This window comes from Chryseobacterium shigense, assembly GCF_900156575.1.
Lineage (GTDB): Bacteria > Bacteroidota > Bacteroidia > Flavobacteriales > Weeksellaceae > Chryseobacterium > Chryseobacterium shigense.
Genome location: NZ_FTNY01000003.1, coordinates 52,908 through 71,831, shown reverse-complemented (window position 1 = coordinate 71,831; position 18,924 = coordinate 52,908). Strand labels below are relative to the sequence as shown.

25 protein-coding genes and 1 pseudogene are annotated in these 18,924 nt (G+C 37.7%); 17 read left to right on the top strand and 9 right to left on the bottom strand.

The window, feature by feature from the left end:
• Positions 1 to 11: 11 nt before the first annotated feature.
• From BW964_RS09840 to BW964_RS09830, 3 genes are read left to right on the top strand one after another with little or no spacing between them, the layout of a single operon-like run.
• Positions 12 to 746: a DUF4241 domain-containing protein gene (locus BW964_RS09840; protein WP_076506873.1), complete on the top strand. Its 735-nt coding sequence runs from the start codon at positions 12 to 14 to the stop codon at positions 744 to 746.
• Positions 739 to 1,425 carry an SMUG2 DNA glycosylase family protein gene (locus tag BW964_RS09835; RefSeq protein WP_076507875.1) on the top strand — a complete coding sequence of 229 codons (687 nt, stop codon included), beginning with the start codon at positions 739 to 741 and terminating at the stop codon, positions 1,423 to 1,425. Before BW964_RS09840 ends, BW964_RS09835 begins: the two co-directional genes overlap by 8 nt.
• Positions 1,426 to 1,461: 36 nt before the next feature.
• A complete protein-coding gene (locus BW964_RS09830; RefSeq protein ID WP_076506871.1) occupies positions 1,462 to 4,146 on the top strand; it encodes a DEAD/DEAH box helicase family protein in 2,685 nt (894 codons plus the stop codon).
• Positions 4,147 to 4,228: 82 nt separating this feature from the next.
• Here BW964_RS09830 and BW964_RS09825 read toward each other — a convergent pair whose 3' ends face one another.
• Both BW964_RS09825 and BW964_RS09820 read right to left on the bottom strand, forming a co-directional pair.
• On the bottom strand, positions 4,229 to 5,053 hold the full coding sequence (locus BW964_RS09825) for a T9SS type A sorting domain-containing protein (RefSeq protein ID WP_076506870.1): 825 nt from the start codon (positions 5,051 to 5,053) through the stop codon (positions 4,229 to 4,231).
• A gap of 29 nt (positions 5,054 to 5,082) precedes the next feature.
• Positions 5,083 to 5,631 (bottom strand): phage tail protein, encoded by a 549-nt coding sequence (locus BW964_RS09820; RefSeq protein WP_076506868.1) that lies wholly within the window; start codon positions 5,629 to 5,631, stop codon positions 5,083 to 5,085.
• A gap of 298 nt (positions 5,632 to 5,929) precedes the next feature.
• Here BW964_RS09820 and BW964_RS09815 point away from each other — a divergent pair, with 298 nt between their 5' ends.
• The 12 genes from BW964_RS09815 to BW964_RS09760 all read left to right on the top strand — a co-directional run bounded on the left by BW964_RS09815 (position 5,930) and on the right by BW964_RS09760 (position 13,284).
• Complete coding sequence (locus BW964_RS09815; RefSeq protein WP_076506867.1) at positions 5,930 to 6,694, top strand: enoyl-CoA hydratase/isomerase family protein; 765 nt, start codon at positions 5,930 to 5,932, stop codon at positions 6,692 to 6,694.
• Positions 6,695 to 6,904: 210 nt separating this feature from the next.
• Complete coding sequence (locus tag BW964_RS09810) at positions 6,905 to 7,522, top strand: hypothetical protein (protein ID WP_076506865.1); 618 nt, start codon at positions 6,905 to 6,907, stop codon at positions 7,520 to 7,522.
• An 18-nt stretch (positions 7,523 to 7,540) separates the two neighbouring features.
• On the top strand, positions 7,541 to 8,065 hold the full coding sequence (locus tag BW964_RS09805) for a hypothetical protein (protein WP_104669473.1): 525 nt from the start codon (positions 7,541 to 7,543) through the stop codon (positions 8,063 to 8,065).
• On the top strand, positions 8,062 to 8,352 hold the full coding sequence (locus BW964_RS09800) for a winged helix-turn-helix domain-containing protein (RefSeq protein ID WP_076506862.1): 291 nt from the start codon (positions 8,062 to 8,064) through the stop codon (positions 8,350 to 8,352). Before BW964_RS09805 ends, BW964_RS09800 begins: the two co-directional genes overlap by 4 nt.
• 65 nt (positions 8,353 to 8,417) lie before the next feature.
• Positions 8,418 to 8,708, top strand: coding sequence for a hypothetical protein (locus tag BW964_RS09795; protein WP_084175779.1), 291 nt, complete (start codon positions 8,418 to 8,420; stop codon positions 8,706 to 8,708).
• Between the two features lie 37 nt (positions 8,709 to 8,745).
• Positions 8,746 to 9,585, top strand: a complete 840-nt coding sequence (locus BW964_RS09790; protein ID WP_076506860.1) for a metallophosphoesterase — start codon at positions 8,746 to 8,748, stop codon at positions 9,583 to 9,585.
• A gap of 10 nt (positions 9,586 to 9,595) precedes the next feature.
• The gene (locus BW964_RS09785) at positions 9,596 to 9,889 is read left to right on the top strand and encodes a hypothetical protein (RefSeq protein ID WP_076506858.1); all 294 of its coding nucleotides are present in this window, start codon (positions 9,596 to 9,598) and stop codon (positions 9,887 to 9,889) included.
• Between the two features lie 10 nt (positions 9,890 to 9,899).
• On the top strand, positions 9,900 to 10,385 hold the full coding sequence (locus BW964_RS09780; RefSeq protein ID WP_076506856.1) for a Coq4 family protein: 486 nt from the start codon (positions 9,900 to 9,902) through the stop codon (positions 10,383 to 10,385).
• Between the two features lie 9 nt (positions 10,386 to 10,394).
• Positions 10,395 to 10,691: a hypothetical protein gene (locus BW964_RS09775; protein WP_076506854.1), complete on the top strand. Its 297-nt coding sequence runs from the start codon at positions 10,395 to 10,397 to the stop codon at positions 10,689 to 10,691.
• A gap of 112 nt (positions 10,692 to 10,803) precedes the next feature.
• Positions 10,804 to 12,177 (top strand): DUF4153 domain-containing protein, encoded by a 1,374-nt coding sequence (locus BW964_RS09770; protein ID WP_076506853.1) that lies wholly within the window; start codon positions 10,804 to 10,806, stop codon positions 12,175 to 12,177.
• Between the two features lie 5 nt (positions 12,178 to 12,182).
• The gene (locus BW964_RS09765; protein WP_076506851.1) at positions 12,183 to 12,719 is read left to right on the top strand and encodes a hypothetical protein; all 537 of its coding nucleotides are present in this window, start codon (positions 12,183 to 12,185) and stop codon (positions 12,717 to 12,719) included.
• A 52-nt stretch (positions 12,720 to 12,771) separates the two neighbouring features.
• Entirely contained in the window at positions 12,772 to 13,284 is a 513-nt protein-coding gene (locus tag BW964_RS09760; protein ID WP_076506850.1) for a hypothetical protein, read from the top strand.
• Between the two features lie 64 nt (positions 13,285 to 13,348).
• Here the strand turns inward: BW964_RS09760 and BW964_RS09755 are convergent, their stop codons facing one another.
• The 7 genes and pseudogenes from BW964_RS09755 to BW964_RS09730 form a co-directional block, all read right to left on the bottom strand.
• Positions 13,349 to 13,741 (bottom strand): ACT domain-containing protein, encoded by a 393-nt coding sequence (locus tag BW964_RS09755; RefSeq protein WP_076506848.1) that lies wholly within the window; start codon positions 13,739 to 13,741, stop codon positions 13,349 to 13,351.
• Between the two features lie 122 nt (positions 13,742 to 13,863).
• Positions 13,864 to 14,232, bottom strand: coding sequence for a T9SS type A sorting domain-containing protein (locus BW964_RS22825; RefSeq protein WP_262484542.1), 369 nt, complete (start codon positions 14,230 to 14,232; stop codon positions 13,864 to 13,866).
• Positions 14,218 to 14,862, bottom strand: a pseudogene (locus BW964_RS22820) (S8 family serine peptidase); the annotation flags it as partial. The pseudogene BW964_RS22820 and the gene BW964_RS22825, both read right to left, overlap by 15 nt.
• A 39-nt stretch (positions 14,863 to 14,901) precedes the next feature.
• Positions 14,902 to 15,519: a hypothetical protein gene (locus BW964_RS09745; RefSeq protein WP_076506845.1), complete on the bottom strand. Its 618-nt coding sequence runs from the start codon at positions 15,517 to 15,519 to the stop codon at positions 14,902 to 14,904.
• 243 nt (positions 15,520 to 15,762) lie between these two features.
• Positions 15,763 to 16,890, bottom strand: a complete 1,128-nt coding sequence (locus BW964_RS09740; protein ID WP_076506844.1) for a serine hydrolase domain-containing protein — start codon at positions 16,888 to 16,890, stop codon at positions 15,763 to 15,765.
• Between the two features lie 75 nt (positions 16,891 to 16,965).
• Positions 16,966 to 17,415 carry a D-aminoacyl-tRNA deacylase gene (gene dtd / locus BW964_RS09735; protein ID WP_076506842.1) on the bottom strand — a complete coding sequence of 150 codons (450 nt, stop codon included), beginning with the start codon at positions 17,413 to 17,415 and terminating at the stop codon, positions 16,966 to 16,968.
• A gap of 1 nt (position 17,416) precedes the next feature.
• Positions 17,417 to 17,872 carry a hypothetical protein gene (locus tag BW964_RS09730; RefSeq protein WP_076506840.1) on the bottom strand — a complete coding sequence of 152 codons (456 nt, stop codon included), beginning with the start codon at positions 17,870 to 17,872 and terminating at the stop codon, positions 17,417 to 17,419.
• Positions 17,873 to 17,981: 109 nt separating this feature from the next.
• Here BW964_RS09730 and greA point away from each other — a divergent pair, with 109 nt between their 5' ends.
• Together greA and BW964_RS09720 are read left to right on the top strand one after the other, a co-directional pair.
• Positions 17,982 to 18,452, top strand: coding sequence for a transcription elongation factor GreA (greA, locus tag BW964_RS09725; protein WP_076506839.1), 471 nt, complete (start codon positions 17,982 to 17,984; stop codon positions 18,450 to 18,452).
• A gap of 36 nt (positions 18,453 to 18,488) precedes the next feature.
• Complete coding sequence (locus tag BW964_RS09720) at positions 18,489 to 18,878, top strand: HIT family protein (protein WP_076506837.1); 390 nt, start codon at positions 18,489 to 18,491, stop codon at positions 18,876 to 18,878.
• Positions 18,879 to 18,924 lie beyond the last annotated feature (46 nt).

The following is an 18,924-nucleotide window of genomic DNA, read 5'->3' as shown; positions in this document are numbered from 1 at the left end:
AAAATAAAATAATGAACGAAAGCTGGATGCAAAAATGGGAAGAGGTAAAAGACATTCTTACCTGTCCCGTAGATTTGGAAACCTATTTTACTTCAGATGAAATTCTGGACCATAAAATGGAGGTAATGGAGATTGGAAATGTATCACTGCCTTCCGGAAAACTCATCGTAAGAGATCCCCTGGTGTTTTTGAACGCCGGAGAAAAACCGTATTTTGTACAGGCTCCGAAAGGGAATTTTCCTGTAAAAATTGCAGTGGTGAAATCTGAAGAATGGGGTAATCGTTATGCCGCAGTAAAAGTAGAATTTACTAAAGAAAAGCCGGTTCTGTACAGAGAAGCACTGATCGGAATAGAAAATCTTGAAGACTTAAATGAAGGGGACTATTTCGGATTCATGGTAGATGCCGGATTAGGTTCTATTACCGATGCAGAAGTGCTTCCTTATTTTGATACATTCCGTACCAGTCTGAAGGTAGATAATATGTATGATGATTATTTTGCAGAGCATTTTGCAAAAAGTTATCAGGAACATCCGCAAAACCAAAGAGAACTGGGAGATTGGATCAACTGGAAAATACCAGATACAGACTATCACATTCCAATGTTTGCGAGTGGTTTCGGAGATGGGGGCTATCCTGTCTATTTCGCCTATGACGGGAAAGGTGAAATCTGTGGATTGTATATCCAGTTTATTGATATTGAACTGGCATTATCAGATGAGGAGGAAGATGGGGAAGATGAATAAAACATTTGCCGACAAAGTCATAGCCTTCAATAAAAATCTGCAGTTTTCAGGAGATCTTCCTGACGGCTTTCAAGCCTTGAATCCATATCTTGACAATCCGGAAACCATGACGGTCATGCAGGAATTTTATCACAAATACTATAATGATCTGAACCGGAGAAAGTTTATCATCGGAATCAATCCCAGCCGGCATGGAGCAGGAGTGACAGGCGTTCCCTTTACCGATACCAAAAGGCTTGAAGCAGTTTGTGGCATTACAATGCAGTCGGCGCGAACCCATGAAGTTTCCTCAGTTTTCATGTATGATATGATGGCTGAATATGGAGGAGCAGAAGAATTTTATCACGATGTTTATATCAATTCGCCCTTTCCCCTGGCTATCGTAAGAAAAACAAAAACAGGCTGGCTCAATGCAAATTATTATGATGATAAAAAACTCTTTGAAGCCGTAAAAGACTTTATGATCGAGTCGCTGAAGAAGCATATCAGTCTGGGGGTGGATACTTCCGAAGTCTTTGTTCTGGGAAAAAAGAATTCAGAATTTATTTCAGCGCTTAACAAAGAAGCTCAGCTATTTGAAAAGATGACCGTTTTTGAACATCCAAGATACATCCAACAGTATAAAACAAAAGAAAAACAGCTCTACATCGACAAATATATTTTAGCATTAAAAAAATAGATGTTAATTGCATGATGTTGAACTGAACGATTAACCATGACTATTTTTCCTAACCATACAAAATTTAAATACAGCTGGCGTGCCTATCAGAAGAGATTTCTGGATCATCTGGGTGAGTATCTTACCAACAACCATCTGCACGTCACCGCACCTCCCGGATCCGGGAAAACAGTACTGGGACTGGAAGTGATGGTCAGGCTGAATAAACCGACACTTATCGTTGCTCCTACTTTAGCCGTGAAAAATCAGTGGGTTCAAAGATTTTGTGAACTTTTTCTTGATACAGAAACGGTTCCCGAATGGATTTCTACTGATATCAAAAATCCCGGACTCATTACCGTAACGACCTATCAGGGAATTCACGCAGCTTCCGGCTATCCGGAAGATGAAGAAACAGAAGCTGATAAAAAATCGACTAAGGTTTCCTTATCTGAAATAATAAAGAAACTGCAGAAGCAGAAAGTGAAAACCTTTATTTTTGATGAAGCCCATCACCTGAAAAATGCATGGTGGAGAAGTTTGATGGAGTTAAAAACCGCCATTGAACCCACCATTGTTTCCCTTACCGCCACACCGCCTTTCGATGTTTCCGGTTATGAATGGCAAAAATATCTTCAGCTTAACGGTCCTATAGACGCAGAAATTTCCGTTCCCGAATTAATGATTGAAGGGGATCTCTGTCCACATCAGGATTTGGTGTATTTTACATTGCCTTCCTATGAAGAACAGCAAAAAATAGAACATTATCATACCCAGGCAGAAGCCTTTTTTAAAGAAATTGAAAATGATGATGTTCTTCTCAATGCTTTGGAACAGCATCCTGTTTATCAGCATCCAATGGAAAATTTGGAATGGATCTATGAAAACATATCCTCCTATACTTCCGGGCTTATCTACCTTCATTTCAGGAAAAAAGAAATTTCGAAGATTCACTTTGAGATCATTGGTGATCAGCATCAGTATATTCCGGAATTTGATTTTTTCTGGCTTGAAGAACTTCTTGATTTTTATCTGGTCGTTGATGAAGTGAATTTTAAAAATGAAGAAGAGCATCGCACAGCCCTCAGCAACAGATTAAAAAGACAAGGTTTTCTTGAAAAAAAGACCATCAGCTTTTTCAACAATAAAAATGTAAGCCAGCTCCTCAATTCCAGTATCGGAAAACTTCAGGGCATCAAAGATATCGTTGAATTTGAATTTTCCGTTCTTAAACAAGATCTGAAAATGGTTGTTCTTACCGATTTTATCAAAAAAGAATATCTATCCGCCAACGAGAAAAATGATCTTCCCCTTGATAAAATTGGAGCCATCCCTATTTTTGAAAAATTGAGAAGGGAAAATCTTCAGAATAAAAAAATAGGTGTTTTAACAGGAAGCATTGTGATTATTCCCGCGTCTGCAAAGGAGATACTCAATGAGCTGTGTGGTAGAAAAGGGATATGCGGAATATCATTGTCTGTTATTTCCTACGATATCAATTATATCCAGATTAATCTTACAGAGCAAATAAAACATGATATTGTCCATATCATTACTGAAATCTTCCAGCAGGGCTATATTCAGGTTCTGATCGGAACGAAATCTTTACTCGGAGAAGGCTGGGATGCACCCAAAATGAATACCTTGATCCTTGCCAGCTTTGTAAGTTCCTTTGTTCTTTCCAACCAGATGAGAGGAAGAGTGATAAGAACAGACAAAGAAACGCCTCAAAAAACCGGAAATATATGGCATCTCGTCTGTTTCGATCCACAAAGTGAGAATGGTGGTCAGGATATGGATATTGTCAGAAAAAGATTCAAAACCTTTGTTGGGATTTCAACCCAACAGGAAACGACCATCGAAAATAATTTTGAAAGACTCCATATAAAAACCATCGAAAAAGAAGATGAGCTCCCATCTGTCAATCAGGAAAGTTTTTCTTTGGCTGAAAACAGAGGGGCTTTATCGCAGCGCTGGAAATCAGCGTTGGATCAAGGTAATATTCTCGTGGAAGAAATTAAAGTTCCTTCCGAAGATATGCGGACAGTCAAGGATATGAAGATGACCTATCTGGGAAAAATGACAGCAGATCTTTCCAAAGTGATGATGTCATCTGTTTTACTCTTTTGGCAGGATCTTCTTTTTGGGCTACTGAAGAATATTGAGGGAATAGATTCTGTGAAAAACCTTTCCTGGGCTGTATTTCTATTGGGAGGATTGGGATTGGTGATCTACGGAGGGAAATTTTACCGGGCATTAAGACAATATCTTAAATATAAAAATATTGCCGGTCATATGGGGCTTATAGGTGAAACTGTTCTGAAATGTCTTATCTATGAGAGGATGATTACTACCGCTCCTGAAAAAATGAAGGTAGTAAGTTCGGCCGACAAAAGTAATATGTTTTGCTATCTGGATGGTGGCAGTCATTACGAAAAATCACAATTTATCCAGGTTTTACAGGAAGTAATTTCTAAGATTGACAATCCCAGATACCTGCTGAAGCAGCAGACTCAACTTTTCTACAGGAAGAAATACATCTATTTTCCCGTGCCCGATGTTTTCGCCAGAAATAAAAAAAGTGCCGATCTGTTTGCTAAAACATGGAGTGAAAAAATTGAGAAATCTGAACTCATCTTCACCAGAACCATTGAAGGACGACGCACATTATTACAGTTGAGATTTCAATCCCTGTTAAAAACAAATGCAAGGATTGAACATCTTCATAAATGGACCCGATAAAACAAATTCCCTGAATAGTCAGGGAATTTTCTCATTTATGCATTAGAATCTTTTCGGGGCACAAATTACTTATGAAAAATTTTTATTTTTTGATGATCTTGGAAGATCCGGAGGGAGTTTTAAGGATGTAAACCCCGTTTGGAAGTTCCGAGATGTCTGCCTGATTGGTTCCTTTCTTCATATCAAGGGTTTTCAGCAGCTTACCATCCTGGCTGTATACTTCAGCTGGTGCATTCTCTTCCGTTGTAATGGAAAGGGAACCGCTTGTAGGATTAGGATAAATGCTTAGTCCTTTTTTTGAAGAAGTTGTCTCATTGGTTGCCAATACCACGATACCGGAGTCCTTTACCCAAGTGAAGGCGTCAAGTCCTGCGTATCTGTAACCTCCTCCCATTGTAAGTCTGAGTTCGTCTATAATGATATTTGAGTAATTCTGACCGTTTAAATTGGTAAGATCAATCAAGGTGTATCCGTTTGCAGTAGCCATTGACGTGTTAAAGCCCGTAGATTTGGTCTGTGTAAATTTAGTAATGCCGTTTAGCCTTCCTGTAACCGTTAATGTCCCTGCTACCGTCAGATCTAAATTAAGAGCAGACAGGTACATCCAGAAACGGTTTACTTTAAACAGGTTCGATGTCGTTTTAATACTAAAAGACGGTGGTGAAGCGGTATCATTTGAATTATCAATATATCTGTTGTCATTAGCGGTTCCATTCCAGCCCGTGTTGGGGAAATTAGCTTGAATGTCAAAAAGTCCTACATGTGAAATGATCTTGAAGATCACTCCGTTGTCGATAAAGTTTGCGCTCCCGTTCGATTCGGTTTCAAAGACTTCTGTACTTGTTTGTCCAAAAGAAAATAAAGATATGAACAGACTACAGATGGTTAAAAAAATAGTTCTTTTCATGATTTAGGTTTTAAATAGGTTGTTGTTGTTTAGCTTCGTGGAGGATAGATTCCCTCTACACAAATGATATAGTTTAGCCCTAAATAAGGCGGCATATTATTCATCGGAAGATTTTGCCCGATGTAGGATATAGATCTTGCATTAAGAGTCGTATCAGGATCAACGGCTGCAAAACTTGGGACAGCATTGAAATCTCTTCCTACCTGCGTTCCTGTTTTTGCTATAGAGGTGGCAGTTGTAGGAGTAGAAACGGTGGCATTGGTATTCGCCACTTTCATTTGAAACCCTGAACCTATGCTTGGAAGGTTCTGTGTCATAATGGTATTTTGTGTAGTTCCTGCAACCACTCCCAGAGGATAATATTCGTTAGCGGTTACATTTCCGGCTCCAATAGCCATACGTCCTTTCAGATTAGGCAATGCAAAAGTATCGATACCGTTTCCTCCGTAGGTTGTTCCTAAGATGGAAAATAAAGCAGAATTATTTGAAATCCTCAGTAAGCTTCCGTCACAAAACATCCAGCCTCTAGGTGCAAAATTTCCAGCAAATAGTTTTACAATTCCAATGTACTCGTCCATGATAATAGTTTTTTCAGTTGTTAAGTTTTCCTACTCTCTTCTGGGCTTTTCGGATTCCGCCGGGGTTATTAGTTTTTTGATAAGCCAAAGGAACAACATATAAAAAAGCAGTGCTAGAGTAGAAAATACCAAATTGGAGAGTCCGTATTTATACGTAATAGGTTTTTTTTTATAAAGGTTTTATGCTGCAAAAACCAGCTTGTTTTATGGGAACTGTTTACTCTATAATTTGTTCCGTATTATTTTCTCCGGAAGAACGGTATTTAGTATTTTTGTAAGAATCCAATTAAAATAAAAAATGAGCGAATTTGTAGCATCAGAAATTAAAAATAATATTGCCGAAATTACTTTCGGAACACCGAAAAGCAACTCGCTTCCCGGTGCCATTTTAGAAAAACTGGCTCAAACCCTACTGGATGAAGGAGCTAAAGAGGAAGTAAAAGCGATCCTGGTAAAAAGCGAAGGCGAAAAAGCATTTTGTGCCGGAGCAAGTTTTGACGAACTATTGGCTATTGAAGAATTAGAAGCTTCCACCAAATTTTTCGGAGGATTTGCAAAAGTTCTGAATGCCATGAGAAACTGCGGGAAAATAGTGGTAGTGAGGGTTCAGGGAAAAACAACCGGAGGAGGTGTGGGGATCGCATGTGGAGCAGACTACTGTTTTGCAACTAAAGATTCAGCTTTGGCACTTACAGAAATCAATTTAGGAATCGGCCCCTTTGTGATCGGGCCTTATGTAGAAAGAAAGATCGGGAAGTCCCAATTCTCTGCGATGGCAATTGATGCAGATTTCAGATCGGCAGAATGGGCAGAGCAGCATAATGTTTATCATTCTGTATCAGAAAACATTGAAGAAATGGATTCCAAATTAGCTAAATTTATGCAGACTCTCGCTTCAAGAAGCAGTGATGCATTATCTTTAATTAAAAAGGTATCCTGGGAAGGCACAGATCATTTTAATGAACTGATGCCAGCCAGAATTCATATGAGTGCCAGTTTAATTCTAGAAGATTCCGCTAAGAAAAATATCGAATCAATTAAAGAAAGACTGAGAGCAAAATAATGCTTCATTTAAGATTATTATACAGCCGCTGATCATTTTCAGTGGTTTTTTTATTGTGGTGTGGCGTAAAATTCAATACCAGTCATTGTAAGTGCTTTAAATGTTTATAGATTCTTTAAATTTATAAGGCGAAAAAATAAACGTAAAATTTTAAAAAATAAATTGGCAGATTCAAAATAAATTATAGCTTTGTAATTCAAAGTTCTTTTTATGGATTCGAAAAACTATCACGAAGACTTATCCCATATCCGTTCCATGATGGAGCGGTCTTCCAGATTTATTTCATTGAGCGGATTGTCTGGAGTTGTAGCCGGACTTGCCGCATTAATCGGGGCAGGATATGTATATTTTGTTTTTAAAAGGGAAGGAATTGATTACTTTGACGGTGACAGGAATATTTTTCACCCGGCATTGGTAAAAGAATTGGTCCTTATTGGAACTGCTATTTTATTCACGGCCCTACTCAGTGGCTATGTTTTCACAGCCAACAAAAGCAAAAAGAAAGGGCAGAAGATCTGGGATGCCACAACGAAGCGTCTGCTGCTAACTTTTGCTGTTCCTTTGGTAACAGGCGGAATATTTTGCCTGGCCCTTCTTTTTCATCACCTTTTTGTATGGGTGGCTCCTGCTACGCTTATTTTTTACGGAATTGCGTTAGTGAGTGCCGAAAGATATACGCTGACGGACATCAGATATCTGGGATACTGCCAGATCGTACTGGGACTGATTTCTCTGTTCTTTTTAGGCTGGGGACTTCTTTTCTGGACCATTGGTTTTGGGATTTTACATATCGTGTATGGATTGATCATGCATAAAAAATATAAATAAAAATGGTCCTTGCCGAAAATGAAAAAGATAATCATCTTGTTAATCCTTATTTTTGCAGGAATTTTCGGACGAAACTTTTTGTTCAATAGCTTTTTCAGGTATGAAATTATAAAGGAGCGGGAAATGTACAGTCTTAAAAATAAGCATGATGTACAGTATAGGAATAATGGAGATGTAGAGGATATAATCAATGAAAACCTGAAGGAAACAGCATCTGCATTGAGTTTTAGCTTTGATCCATGTGCCAGTGATCCCAATATCCTTATGGAAACGAAAAAAGCCAATTGTATCGGATATTCTGCATTTTTTGCAGCATCTCTTCACAACAGATTGGAAGAACAAGGACTGGATGACGATTGGAGCGTGAGTCATGAAGTAGGAGAAATTTATTTTTTAAATGAAAATATCAATGCCTATTTTAAGTCAAAATTTTTTAAAGACCATGACTTTGTGGTCGTTAAAAATAGGAAAACAAAAGAAACAATAGCCGTTGATCCGGCGCTGTACGATTATTTTCGTATAGATAAGATAATAGTAAAATGATTAAGATAAGTCAACTCAATAAAGAATTCGAAAGCCGTGTAAGATTGGGTATCATGTCCGTTCTAATGGTCAACGACTGGGTTGATTTTTCTGAAATGAAAGCACTTCTTGAAATTACAGATGGTAATCTTGCCAGCCACAGCAATGCATTGGAAAAAGCGGCATACATTGAGGTGAAAAAAGAATTTGTAGGCAAAAAACCGAAGACTTCATATCGGGTAACACAGAGTGGGAGACAGGCTTTTAATGACCATTTGGATGCTCTCGAAAAATTATTGGGAAGATAAACCCTATATTTTTTTGAAAATTAACTTTGAAATACAAAGTACTTTATAACTTAAAATTAAATAAAATGATGACACAAAAACAAAAAACACTCGCAAGTTATGCGCTTCCATTGGTTGCACTTGGTATTCCATTGTTGGGAAATATATTTTCTAAGGAGATCAATTGGTCAGTTTCAGATTTTCTGATAGCAGGCGTTTTACTCTTTAGTACTTCATTTCTGATCAATGTCGTAAGACGTAAAATTAAAAAAAGAACTCACAGAATTCTTATCTGCATTTTCATTTTGATGGCTTTTGCCCTGATCTGGATCGAATTGGCGGTAGGGATTTTAGGAAGTCCGTGGGCAGGAAATTAGATTCTGACGACCATTTCAAATACTATACATTTCAATGATGACGAGAAAAATGTTCATTAAAAAATTGGCGCAATTTTCAGTGATGGGAATATTCCCTGCATTGTATTCCTGGCAAATAGAGCCTTTCTGGGTAGAATTTGTCCAAAGAAAACTTCCGGTTAAAAACCTCCCGCAAACATTAGAAGGTAAAATACTCATGCAGATATCAGACCTGCATGTCGGAAACCGCTTCGACTGGAATTTCCTGATCGACTCTTTCCAAAAAGCCCGGCAGTTCAATCCTGATTTTGTAATCTATACCGGCGATTTTGTGAATCATGGAACTATGGATGAACAGGATGATTTGAAGAAAGTAATGAAGCATTCAGTCCACGGAAAGCTGGCGACTTTCGGAATCCTTGGAAATCACGACTACGGAAAGGACTGGAAGGATACAGAATGCTCAGAAAACATCTGCCATATTCTTCAGAATTTTGGAATCAGTATGCTCAAAAACAACAGTGAAGAAAGTCATGGACTGAATTTTATAGGATTTGAAGATCTGTGGTCTCCAAATTTCTATCCAAACGAAGTAATGAAAAGCTATGACTCTTCAAAAGCCAATCTGGTACTCTGCCATAACCCGGATGCCTGCGACAGAAATATATGGAACGGATATCAAGGATGGATTTTAAGCGGTCATACCCATGGGGGACAATGTCGGATTCCGGGGATTATCACACCGGTCCTTCCTGTCCAAAATAAAAAATATATATCTGGTGAAATAGATCTTCAAGATGGAAGAATGCTTTATATCAACAGGGCTATTGGCCATTCTTTCCAGATAAGGTTCATGGTTCGTCCGGAAATTACCGTCTTTACTTTAACTCAAGCTTAAAATAATATCTATGAAAGATCATGAAATTATAAATATTGGAAAATACATTTTCGGATTATGCTTTGCTCTCGGAAATATCTGTCTTTTCGGTTATCTGATAACAAGCAATGATGGTTTCGCGATTACAGGTTATCTGCTTTTAATTTTTGGAACCATTATCAATCTGCTAATTGTCATAGGATTGCTAACCTATTCACTTGTTCATCCATCAAAGTTTAAAATCTGCCTCAAAGCGATCGGTATACTGATGATCAATATTCCGGTAGCGATTCTTTACGCTGTAATAGGACTTAATCTAAACTAAATACTACATTATGAAAAAAGTACGTGTTCAATTTCTTCTTTTTGTCTACGATAAAACCCAGAAACTCTACAGAAAATATTTTAAAAAGAAAAAAAGACAGTGGCAATTCAATGAAACGCAGCTGCTGCAATTCCAGGAGGATTCCTTAGGGAGAAAACTGGGTGAGTTTTATAAAAAGCATGGATTCTCCATGATTCCCAAAATGGAAGATCATGATGTACACCATCTGATCACCGGATGCGGAACTCAATTCGAAGACGAAATTGCCATGCAGTATCTCCTCCTCGGAAACGGTAAACTCAATGCCCATCTTCTGGCAGCAGTCGTATTGGGTACATTGATTCTTCCCGAATATTCAAAGCTCTATATAAAGGCATACAGAAAAGGACAAAGCATGAGACCTTTTTATCACTGGGATTTTGAAAGCTTACTGTGGCAAAATTTTGATCATCTGAAAGATTATATACAGCAGAAGGAAACATCAGCTTTATACTAAAGATCCATCATGAAGAAAGTACAATACAGTACGATTGGCAGAAACACTTTTCTTGCTTCATTTTTATCAGGGACTTTATTATTCTTATCCTATATGATAACAAAAGCAGATTTTCTGCTGATATTGGGATTTTATTTTGTGGTTATTGCAGCCGTAGCGAACCTCCTTGTCCTGCTATATGAGCTTTTAGAATTCCTGACAGATGTACCGGATAAGAAATCATCAGGAAACTCAGTACTGCTGTTACTTCTTAATATTCCAATTATGATCCTTTATCTATTCATCCTCTTTACTTACCATATGTAAATTTTTCATTTTCAGAATTTTAAATCAAAAAAACACATGATAATAGCGCATTTAGAATCTTTAAATCTTTAAAGGCTTCAATTTTTAAATTTCAATCTTAAACCCTTCCATCATGAAAACACATCACTATATATTCCTTACAGCCGCTTTGTTTGTTCTGGTATTCTATGATCAGGACCTGGGAATGAATCTCGGTATTTTAAGTATCATTTACGCACTGCTCACCTTTTTCAAAACTCCGGAAAGAAACAGAAATAAACCTTTTCTGATACTTTTTGTTACAAGTATTTTATCAGGTTTTGCTTTCATTTGGTACGGAGATTTCCCTTCCCTGATTGCGGTTGTAAGTTCCATTCTTTTATTAGGTTACTGTTCAAGAAATAAAAAACTGAAAATACTGTTCCTGATTCCGGTTTTTATCATCAACAGTTTTACCTCGCTTTTCCGGTTCTTTAGCTTTGACGAATGGCTTCCGAAGAAAAATGTCTCCGGGGTATGGCAGAAAACATTGGCGTTTATCATTATTCCACTTCTATTGATCTCTATATTTTTCGGAATCTATTCTGCAGGGAGTGATCACTTTGCGGCTGTCTTTAGAGATTATGAACTGGATATTAACGTCTGGCAGGTCTTATGTCTTTCGTTGTTGGGATTTTTCATTGCGTTCAATTACTGGAACTACGCAGTAGAAAGATTTATTTACAAGAAGAATCATTTGCTGGATGATGATTTTAAGGATGAAGCTAAAATCCAAAAGTCAACCTATTCTTTCCTTGATCTCGATTCAGAAAGGACAAGTGGTATTATCTCTTTCTTCTGCCTGAATATTTTATTGATATTTTTCATTATCACCTATAATTACGAACAGTTCTATGAAGTATTAAAAACGCCGGTTCAGCTTTCCGAAGAAACCCATGAAAGAGTGAATGCCGTGATCATATCTATCATTATGGCAGTGCTGGTCATTATGTTTTATTTTAAATCGGGGTTCAATTTTGATCCTAAAGCAAAGCTGATGAAAATTCTGGCCAGAATCTGGATCATTCTGAATGCTATCCTGGTCTTGTCTGCAGCCGTAAAAAACTACGAATATATTATCAGCTACGGATTGACGTACAAAAGGCTGGGGGTGTTTGCCTTTCTGCTGTTAGCACTGATCGGGCTGGCTCTTACTTTCATTAAAATTCAAAGAAAAAAAAGAAATGCATTTCTGTTCAATGGCATGATCTGGTATATTTATGGAACAATTTTGGCTTGCAGTTATGTCAACTGGGGCGGAATCATTACTTCCCAGAATATGAAACGTAAAGATTTTGTGGTGAATTATCACCTTGAACAGATCAATTTTAGTGAAAGGGGGTTGCTGAAGTATGCGGATGAAAAAAACAGCCCACAGCTTAAAAAGAAAGTACTTGAAAAAGTTAAAGAACAAAAATCCAGACCTTTCCTTTCCAAAATCATTTACTATGAAACATTAAAAGATTAATTATTATGAAAAAATCCTTATTGTTAATTCCATTGATTATTATTTCGTGTAAAAAAGAAGCGAACATATCAGAAACTCCGAACAGAGACTCTGCTGTGGTCACAGAAATGCCTGATGCTGCCAGAGCAGATTCCGCTGAACTTAGAAAGAAAGATTCAATCGTTAACAATGCTCCCGTTACCAAAGAAGTATTGCGCAAAGGGGTAATGAGAAACGAGAAGGAAGGGCAGATCGTAAGGACGGCAGATGCGTCTCAGCTTCCTTTCACACTGGGAGAAGAATTTACAAAAGAGGGGCAGGAGTTGGTTTTGAAACTGACCCATTACGACAAACCGAATATTAAAGCTAAAATTTCAACAAACGAAAAAGATTTTAATATCAGGTTCAACCAGATCAAACTTCCCAACGGAGAGTACGATGGGCCTTTCAGCAGAGAAATTACTTATGAGATCAAAGGTAAAGGAGAAGTGTGGCTGATCATTGGGAAAAGTAACATGGCTTCAGGCAATACCATAGGAAGTTTTAATGTAAGTGTAGAATAAGTTTTATTCATTTGGTATAATTTGTGCAAACTCATTACTAAAGTTTAAAATTATGAAAAATATATGGTTAATGACGGCAGCAGTTTCAGCGGTAGTAGTAAGCTGTGGAACTGTACAGTCGTTGGTTCAGAATACATTCCCTTATACAGCCAATGTTCTGGTCTCTACAGGAGTGCCTGCTGATAAAGAAGTTTCTTCTACATCTACGGCTACGAATGTCCAAACATGGTTTGGAGGAAACAATAATGCAAAGATCAAGGATGTTAGAATTTCAGATGCCAAAATCTCTGTAGTTTCTCCGTCAGGCGGAAATTTAAGTGCCGTAAAATCTGTGAAAGTCTATGTTTCATCAAGTGGAACACAAGAGAAATTGGTAGCATCACGTTCCAATATTACTACAGATTCCTCCAGTTTAAATCTGGATCTTAATGATACCGGTTATTTAGATGAGGTGGTAAAGAGTTCAGGACTTACCGTAAGAACAGTTTACGAATTGAAAAATCAGACCACGTCTGATATGAATCTTAAAATAGCACTTAATTTCAACAGTGTTCCAGCGAAATAATTTTTGTACCGTTTACAATAGAATAGGCTGTCCTGAAAAGGCAGCCTATTTTTTTTGTAAGTTTTTATTCAGATAATTTAGTCAGGACTTCAAGTGCCTTTTCAAGATCTTTTGCATTCACGAAAATATGGTCATGGTAATAGGCTGCTACAACATTACAGCTTATGCCGTTTTCAGAAAGTGCTTTTGAAAAAGCAGCAGTTAATCCTACTGCTTCCAGAGAAGAATGTACAGTCAGTGTTATCCAGGACATGACGACAGAATAGTCCAGCTGTAACTTGTCTGCAATTTCCTTTTGTACAATAATGGTAAACCCTTCCTCTTCTCTGAAGGACATTTCAATTTCATTCAAATTAAAGCGATCTGTATTTTTCGTCGTACAAAAAACATAGTTCCCCGGATTATGTTTGGGCTTCATACTTTTTAAAAGCTTTTCTAAATCTTTTTCTCCGCTCATTCTTTATTTAGATTAAAAAGAAAACAAGATACATCTATTTTTGCAGTTTTTAAATGGAAAATGAGATGATCTAAAATCAGATCACCTCATTGTTTCATTACATATATCCGAATGTACCTATATTATAGTTTAGTGAATTTTTCAACCACTCTTCTTTGCCCTTCGGTGATATTGATGATATACTGACCGGCTGGAAGATTGGAAGTATTGATCTTTTCATCAGGAGAAACAGAACCTTTTGTGACAGTTCGTCCATGCATATTGATGATCTCGAAATCAAGTTTGTTCGCTTCATTGCTGTGAATCGCAATAGCGCTGGTAGAAGGATTTGGATAAATCTTAATTTCTAAAGGAGACTGAACTTTGATGCTGGCTTTAAAACTTCCTTCCAGTTGTAATAGGGCATTTTTTACATTGGGTAGCGGCCCTATTTTCTGATTGGCAACCGTCCCTCCCTGAGGAATTCCCGTAGAGATTAATAAATTTTTCATCGCAGCCGGAGTGAGATACTGACCTGTATTCTGGTAATAGAAAGACTGGATCAAAGTAGCTGCAGAAGCCACAACAGGAGTTGCAGAACTTGTTCCGCTAAAATAATTATAAGTTCGGTTATCGTCATTATCATACTTTTGATAAGAACCATATCCGGCTGCTAAAACATTGCTTCCCCAGCCCTGAACATCCACCCTGTTTCCAAAGGTACTGAAGCTAAGTTTGGAATGGGTGGTATTAGGCGAACCGGCACCTACAATAATCGCTCCGCTGTTTCCTCTTGCCAGATAAGAGGCATAAAAAGGATCGTCCAGGTTTTGATTTCCATTTCCGGCAGCTGCAATAATGATGATTCCTGAGTCGGTAGCTGCTTTGGTCAAGTCCCAGATCACACGGTCGTATTCAGCAGGACAATATTGTCCATCTTTTCCGCCTGTCTGCATTTCATACAATATAATATCCCCGGCCTGCGAGGCATTAATGGATCTGCTGACTGCGGAAGCTCTGTTGTAGCCTACCGTCGTCCATTCCATATAGCCTTTGATTTGCGAAGCACTGTAAGCTGCACCTGAAAGTCCGATATTATCTTTTACTGAGCCTAATATACTCACAACAGCCGTTCCGTGATCGCGGTAGTTATTCCCCGATAAACCTGAATTCGGGGTGTATCATGTCTCCAGTTGGATGGAATTTTGATTGGATAGCATTTCGTGCGTTTTGTAAAAACCATATTCTACATCACGAATTCTGATATTTTGACCCGTAATTCCTCTTGACCAGGCATATTTGGCATTAATTCCAGGATTATCATTCAGATAGGTCTGCACACTTTCCAGGTCAGGAGTAGCCACGAATGCTTTGACAAAAGGAGGTTCTATTGGAGTACTGCTCATCACAGAAACATATTCTATTTCCGGGAATTTTTCAAGCGTACGGGCCAATTTATCAGCTGCTTCCGTATTTTGCAGAGGAATATTGACTTTGAATATTCGCTTGAGTTTTTCAACAGATTCTCCTGAGTTACCGTTGGCTCTGCTGTCTTTGATCATTTCGTCCAGCTTTCGTTCACTAAAACCGAAATCATTGATGAATGAAATCTTATAAGTTTTAACAAATTCTGCGAGCTCAGGATTTTGGCTGAGCGCTGTTTTTTCAGAAGTAATGTTTTTTGAAAAACATACATAAATGTTTGAGTTGAGGGGGGCATTTCTATCAGTCGGATTCTGACCGAAAGACAGGAAAAAGCTGAAAATAAAAAAGGTGAAAAGTCTAATTTCTGTTTTCATAATATTTTATTAAATGGTTGTAAACCAAATGTATAATTAAAAAAATGAAAAACATGAAATAAGAATATTAATAAACGAATTTAATTAATGAATTGATAATCGTAAAGTATAATCAATAAATATATTGATAAAATTAATTTAAATCACAATTTTGTGAAATTAAATCAATAGCAATAATTTTAATATTCTGTAATTAATAATGTAAAAATTATATCGAAGAAATAAGGAGATGATGAAATCTGTTTAGTCGATGTATTTCATCTGAAGAAGTATTCTGCGGATATGGCCTGTAATAAACTTATTATTGTTGGTCAGCCATACAATGGAAATGTTTTTTTCAGGGATCATGATGAGGTGAGATTTAAAACCGCCCTGATCACCGGCATGTTCTATAACATTTACCGTTTCTTCTGTTTTTGTATCAGCATAAAAACCCTGATGAACAAACCAGGTTCCGGTATGGTAGGCGGGTTTTTTGTCCTTCCAGCCAGAAGGATTATACACCTTTTTTGAAGCTTCAATAACAGAACAGTCCGTAAACCTGCATTGACTGATTGCTGTCATATACTTTTTCAGATCCTCAATAGAGCTCCACACGCCTCCGTTTCCGGCCGCTGTAAAAGTAGGGTATTCGCCATAGTCATATTCCTGATAGCGTTTATCCTTCAAAATATAACCATGAGCTACATTTTTATCCGGAAAGCTGCCATCCGTGATCCGGCTGTTTTTCATTCCTGAAGGCTTAAAAATATAGTCACGGATAAAACGCTGCCATTTCATGCCGCTGGTCTTTTCAATAACCATTGCCAGTCCATTGTAAGCCGGATTTGAATACTCGAATTGGGTTCCCGGTTCAAACGCCAGAGAATCTGCAAATTTTAACGGCTTGAAATTCTCTTCATCTTTGGCCGTAAGGTAAAATATACTGTCTTTGTCTACATTTCTCAAATCCGGCAACCCGGAGCTATGGGTAAGGACGTGGCGCAGTTTGATCTTAGTGGCGATATCCTTGTTCTTGAAATCCGGGAAAAATTTCAGCAGATTGTCATCTGTTGAGAGTTGGTGTTGATTCTGAAGGACCAAAATTCCGTAAGACACAAACGTTTTAGAAATAGAACCCAGGTTGGAAACGGTTTTGCTGGTGAACTTATCTTTGGTTTTCAGATCAGCCAGTCCGAAAGAGTTTTCGTACAAAACCTTATTCCCTTGTTGGATTAAAACAGCACCACCCGGCTCATCTGCTTTAAACAATTCTGAAAAGGCAGAATCCAGTTTTGACTTTAAAAGTTCATCACGACTCTGGGCATACCCCATGAAATAAAGACTGAAGGTTAAGAAAAATCCGGATATTAATTTAAAATCAAGGTGCATGAATAGAGCATTTTTTATTCAAATCTTAAGGCTTTGGAGACTTAAGTTACAGACGGGGATATTTTGTTTCCGTTGTTAGATTTTGGTGATGGAGTCCATGACGATCGTCACGGGGCCGTCATTAATGAGAGAGACCTTCATGTCCGCTCCGAAAATTCCGCTTTCGGTCTTTAATCCGGATTTAGCTATTTCCTCTTTGAAATAATCGAATAGAGGGATCGCTTTATCTGGTTTGGCTGCTTTGATGAATGATGGACGGTTTCCTTTTTTATAGTCAGCAATCAATGTGAATTGACTGATGCAAAGGATTTCTCCTGAAATATCCTTTACAGAAAGATTCAGTTTATCGTCTTCATCACCAAATATCCTGAGGTTTAAAATTTTCTGGACAAGCCAGTCTGCATCAGCTTTTTCATCATTCTCATCAATTCCGGTCAATAGCATCAGTCCTTTTCCAATTTCCCCGACAATCTGGCCCTCTACCTTTACACTGGCCTCAGAAACTCTCTGTATAACGATCTTCATTTTAATAGTAAATATTTAAATTTTTAGTGGCAAAGTCATAATTGTAAAGATAGGTTTTAGGCGGAAGGGATGTTTTTGCTCCGGTCTCCGGCTGACCTGTTCTCAGAATCCATCTGGTATTGTCTTTAGGGCAAAGAACACTGATATTGTCTTTAACTTCAAGGGTTGTGTTGGCATCAGGGCAAATGTGGGGGGCATTTCTGTCGTATACTTTGAAGGTGTCTCCCGCACGGACTACGATCAGTCCTCTTGTTCCGGATTGCTGCTCATTCACATAAATCCAGCTTCCGTCATAGTTAAGAGCATTATAAGCAGGAAGGTTAAGGTTTAAAGATACATTAATAGGGTTGTTGGGAAAGCAGCTTACCGTATCTTCTCTGCTTCCACATGAGTTTATAGTTAAATTACTGAAAATCAGTAGGGTTAAAATAGAGAGTATTGAAAAAGTTTTTTTCATTTCAATTTAAATTTTTATATATTTGTAAAAGTTAAACGATATAACACGTAATACATTGTCCGGCAAATGTCGGATTATTTTTTTATACCAAACCTAAATTTTGAAAATTATGGCAAGCTATGTAACAAAGGAGGGACAAGAGAAAATGAAAGCTGAGCTGGAACAGTTAGAAACTGTAGAAAGACCAAAAATTACCCAGCAGATTGCAGAAGCAAGAGATAAAGGAGATTTATCTGAAAACGCCGAATATGACGCGGCCAAAGAGGCTCAGGGTATGCTTGAAATGAGAATTTCAAAGCTTAAAGATATTATTTCAACTTCCAAGATCATAGATGAAAGTCAATTAGATACTTCAAAGGTTTCTATCCTTACAACGGTAAGACTTAAAAACAATGCAACCAACCTGGAACAGGTGTTTACATTGGTACCGGATAATGAAAGCGACCTTAAGACAGGAAGAATTTCTGTGAATACCCCTATCGCAAAAGGATTGCTTGGAAAAGTAATAGGCGAAACAGCAGATATTACATTGCCAAACGGAAACAAATTGTCTTTCGAGGTATTGGAAATTACTCTATAATCTAAGTACAAAATCCGGAATTTAACTTCTAAAAATATGAGCAGTATATTCACAAAGATCATCAACGGCGAAATCCCTTCATACAAAATTGCCGAGGATGACAATTTTATAGCATTCCTTGATGCAATGCCCCTGGTGAAAGGACATACGCTGGTAGTTCCTAAAAAAGAAGTTGACCTGATCTTTGATCTGGAAAGCGAAGAATATAAAAACCTTTGGGGATTTGCACAGCAGATCGCTCAAAAGATAAAAAATGCAGTGCCTTGCGTAAGAGTAGGAGTAGCTGTAGTTGGACTTGAAGTTCCGCATGCTCATATTCACCTTATTCCCTTAAACCAGGTGGAAGACATGAACTTCAAAAATGAAAGATTGAAATTAACAGACGAAGAATATAAAGAGATCCAACACTCAATTATTAATTCTTAAAAAGTATAAAATCGTAAAAAAGAAATTTTTTACGATTTTCTTTAAC

Excerpts from the sequence above, each read along its gene's own strand:
- BW964_RS09840 (WP_076506873.1), top strand. The coding sequence starts at position 12 with ATGAACGAAAGCTGGATGCAAAAATGGGAAGAGGTAAAAGACATTCTT.
- BW964_RS09835 (WP_076507875.1), top strand. The coding sequence starts at position 739 with ATGAATAAAACATTTGCCGACAAAGTCATAGCCTTCAATAAAAATCTG.
- BW964_RS09830 (WP_076506871.1), top strand. The coding sequence starts at position 1,462 with ATGACTATTTTTCCTAACCATACAAAATTTAAATACAGCTGGCGTGCC.
- BW964_RS09825 (WP_076506870.1), bottom strand. The coding sequence starts at position 5,053 with ATGAAAAGAACTATTTTTTTAACCATCTGTAGTCTGTTCATATCTTTA.
- BW964_RS09820 (WP_076506868.1), bottom strand. The coding sequence starts at position 5,631 with ATGGACGAGTACATTGGAATTGTAAAACTATTTGCTGGAAATTTTGCA.
- BW964_RS09815 (WP_076506867.1), top strand. The coding sequence starts at position 5,930 with ATGAGCGAATTTGTAGCATCAGAAATTAAAAATAATATTGCCGAAATT.
- BW964_RS09810 (WP_076506865.1), top strand. The coding sequence starts at position 6,905 with ATGGATTCGAAAAACTATCACGAAGACTTATCCCATATCCGTTCCATG.
- BW964_RS09805 (WP_104669473.1), top strand. The coding sequence starts at position 7,541 with ATGAAAAAGATAATCATCTTGTTAATCCTTATTTTTGCAGGAATTTTC.
- BW964_RS09800 (WP_076506862.1), top strand. The coding sequence starts at position 8,062 with ATGATTAAGATAAGTCAACTCAATAAAGAATTCGAAAGCCGTGTAAGA.
- BW964_RS09795 (WP_084175779.1), top strand. The coding sequence starts at position 8,418 with ATGATGACACAAAAACAAAAAACACTCGCAAGTTATGCGCTTCCATTG.
- BW964_RS09790 (WP_076506860.1), top strand. The coding sequence starts at position 8,746 with ATGACGAGAAAAATGTTCATTAAAAAATTGGCGCAATTTTCAGTGATG.
- BW964_RS09785 (WP_076506858.1), top strand. The coding sequence starts at position 9,596 with ATGAAAGATCATGAAATTATAAATATTGGAAAATACATTTTCGGATTA.
- BW964_RS09780 (WP_076506856.1), top strand. The coding sequence starts at position 9,900 with ATGAAAAAAGTACGTGTTCAATTTCTTCTTTTTGTCTACGATAAAACC.
- BW964_RS09775 (WP_076506854.1), top strand. The coding sequence starts at position 10,395 with ATGAAGAAAGTACAATACAGTACGATTGGCAGAAACACTTTTCTTGCT.
- BW964_RS09770 (WP_076506853.1), top strand. The coding sequence starts at position 10,804 with ATGAAAACACATCACTATATATTCCTTACAGCCGCTTTGTTTGTTCTG.
- BW964_RS09765 (WP_076506851.1), top strand. The coding sequence starts at position 12,183 with ATGAAAAAATCCTTATTGTTAATTCCATTGATTATTATTTCGTGTAAA.
- BW964_RS09760 (WP_076506850.1), top strand. The coding sequence starts at position 12,772 with ATGAAAAATATATGGTTAATGACGGCAGCAGTTTCAGCGGTAGTAGTA.
- BW964_RS09755 (WP_076506848.1), bottom strand. The coding sequence starts at position 13,741 with ATGAGCGGAGAAAAAGATTTAGAAAAGCTTTTAAAAAGTATGAAGCCC.
- BW964_RS22825 (WP_262484542.1), bottom strand. The coding sequence starts at position 14,232 with ATGAAAAATTTATTAATCTCTACGGGAATTCCTCAGGGAGGGACGGTT.
- BW964_RS09745 (WP_076506845.1), bottom strand. The coding sequence starts at position 15,519 with ATGAAAACAGAAATTAGACTTTTCACCTTTTTTATTTTCAGCTTTTTC.
- BW964_RS09740 (WP_076506844.1), bottom strand. The coding sequence starts at position 16,890 with ATGCACCTTGATTTTAAATTAATATCCGGATTTTTCTTAACCTTCAGT.
- dtd (WP_076506842.1), bottom strand. The coding sequence starts at position 17,415 with ATGAAGATCGTTATACAGAGAGTTTCTGAGGCCAGTGTAAAGGTAGAG.
- BW964_RS09730 (WP_076506840.1), bottom strand. The coding sequence starts at position 17,872 with ATGAAAAAAACTTTTTCAATACTCTCTATTTTAACCCTACTGATTTTC.
- greA (WP_076506839.1), top strand. The coding sequence starts at position 17,982 with ATGGCAAGCTATGTAACAAAGGAGGGACAAGAGAAAATGAAAGCTGAG.
- BW964_RS09720 (WP_076506837.1), top strand. The coding sequence starts at position 18,489 with ATGAGCAGTATATTCACAAAGATCATCAACGGCGAAATCCCTTCATAC.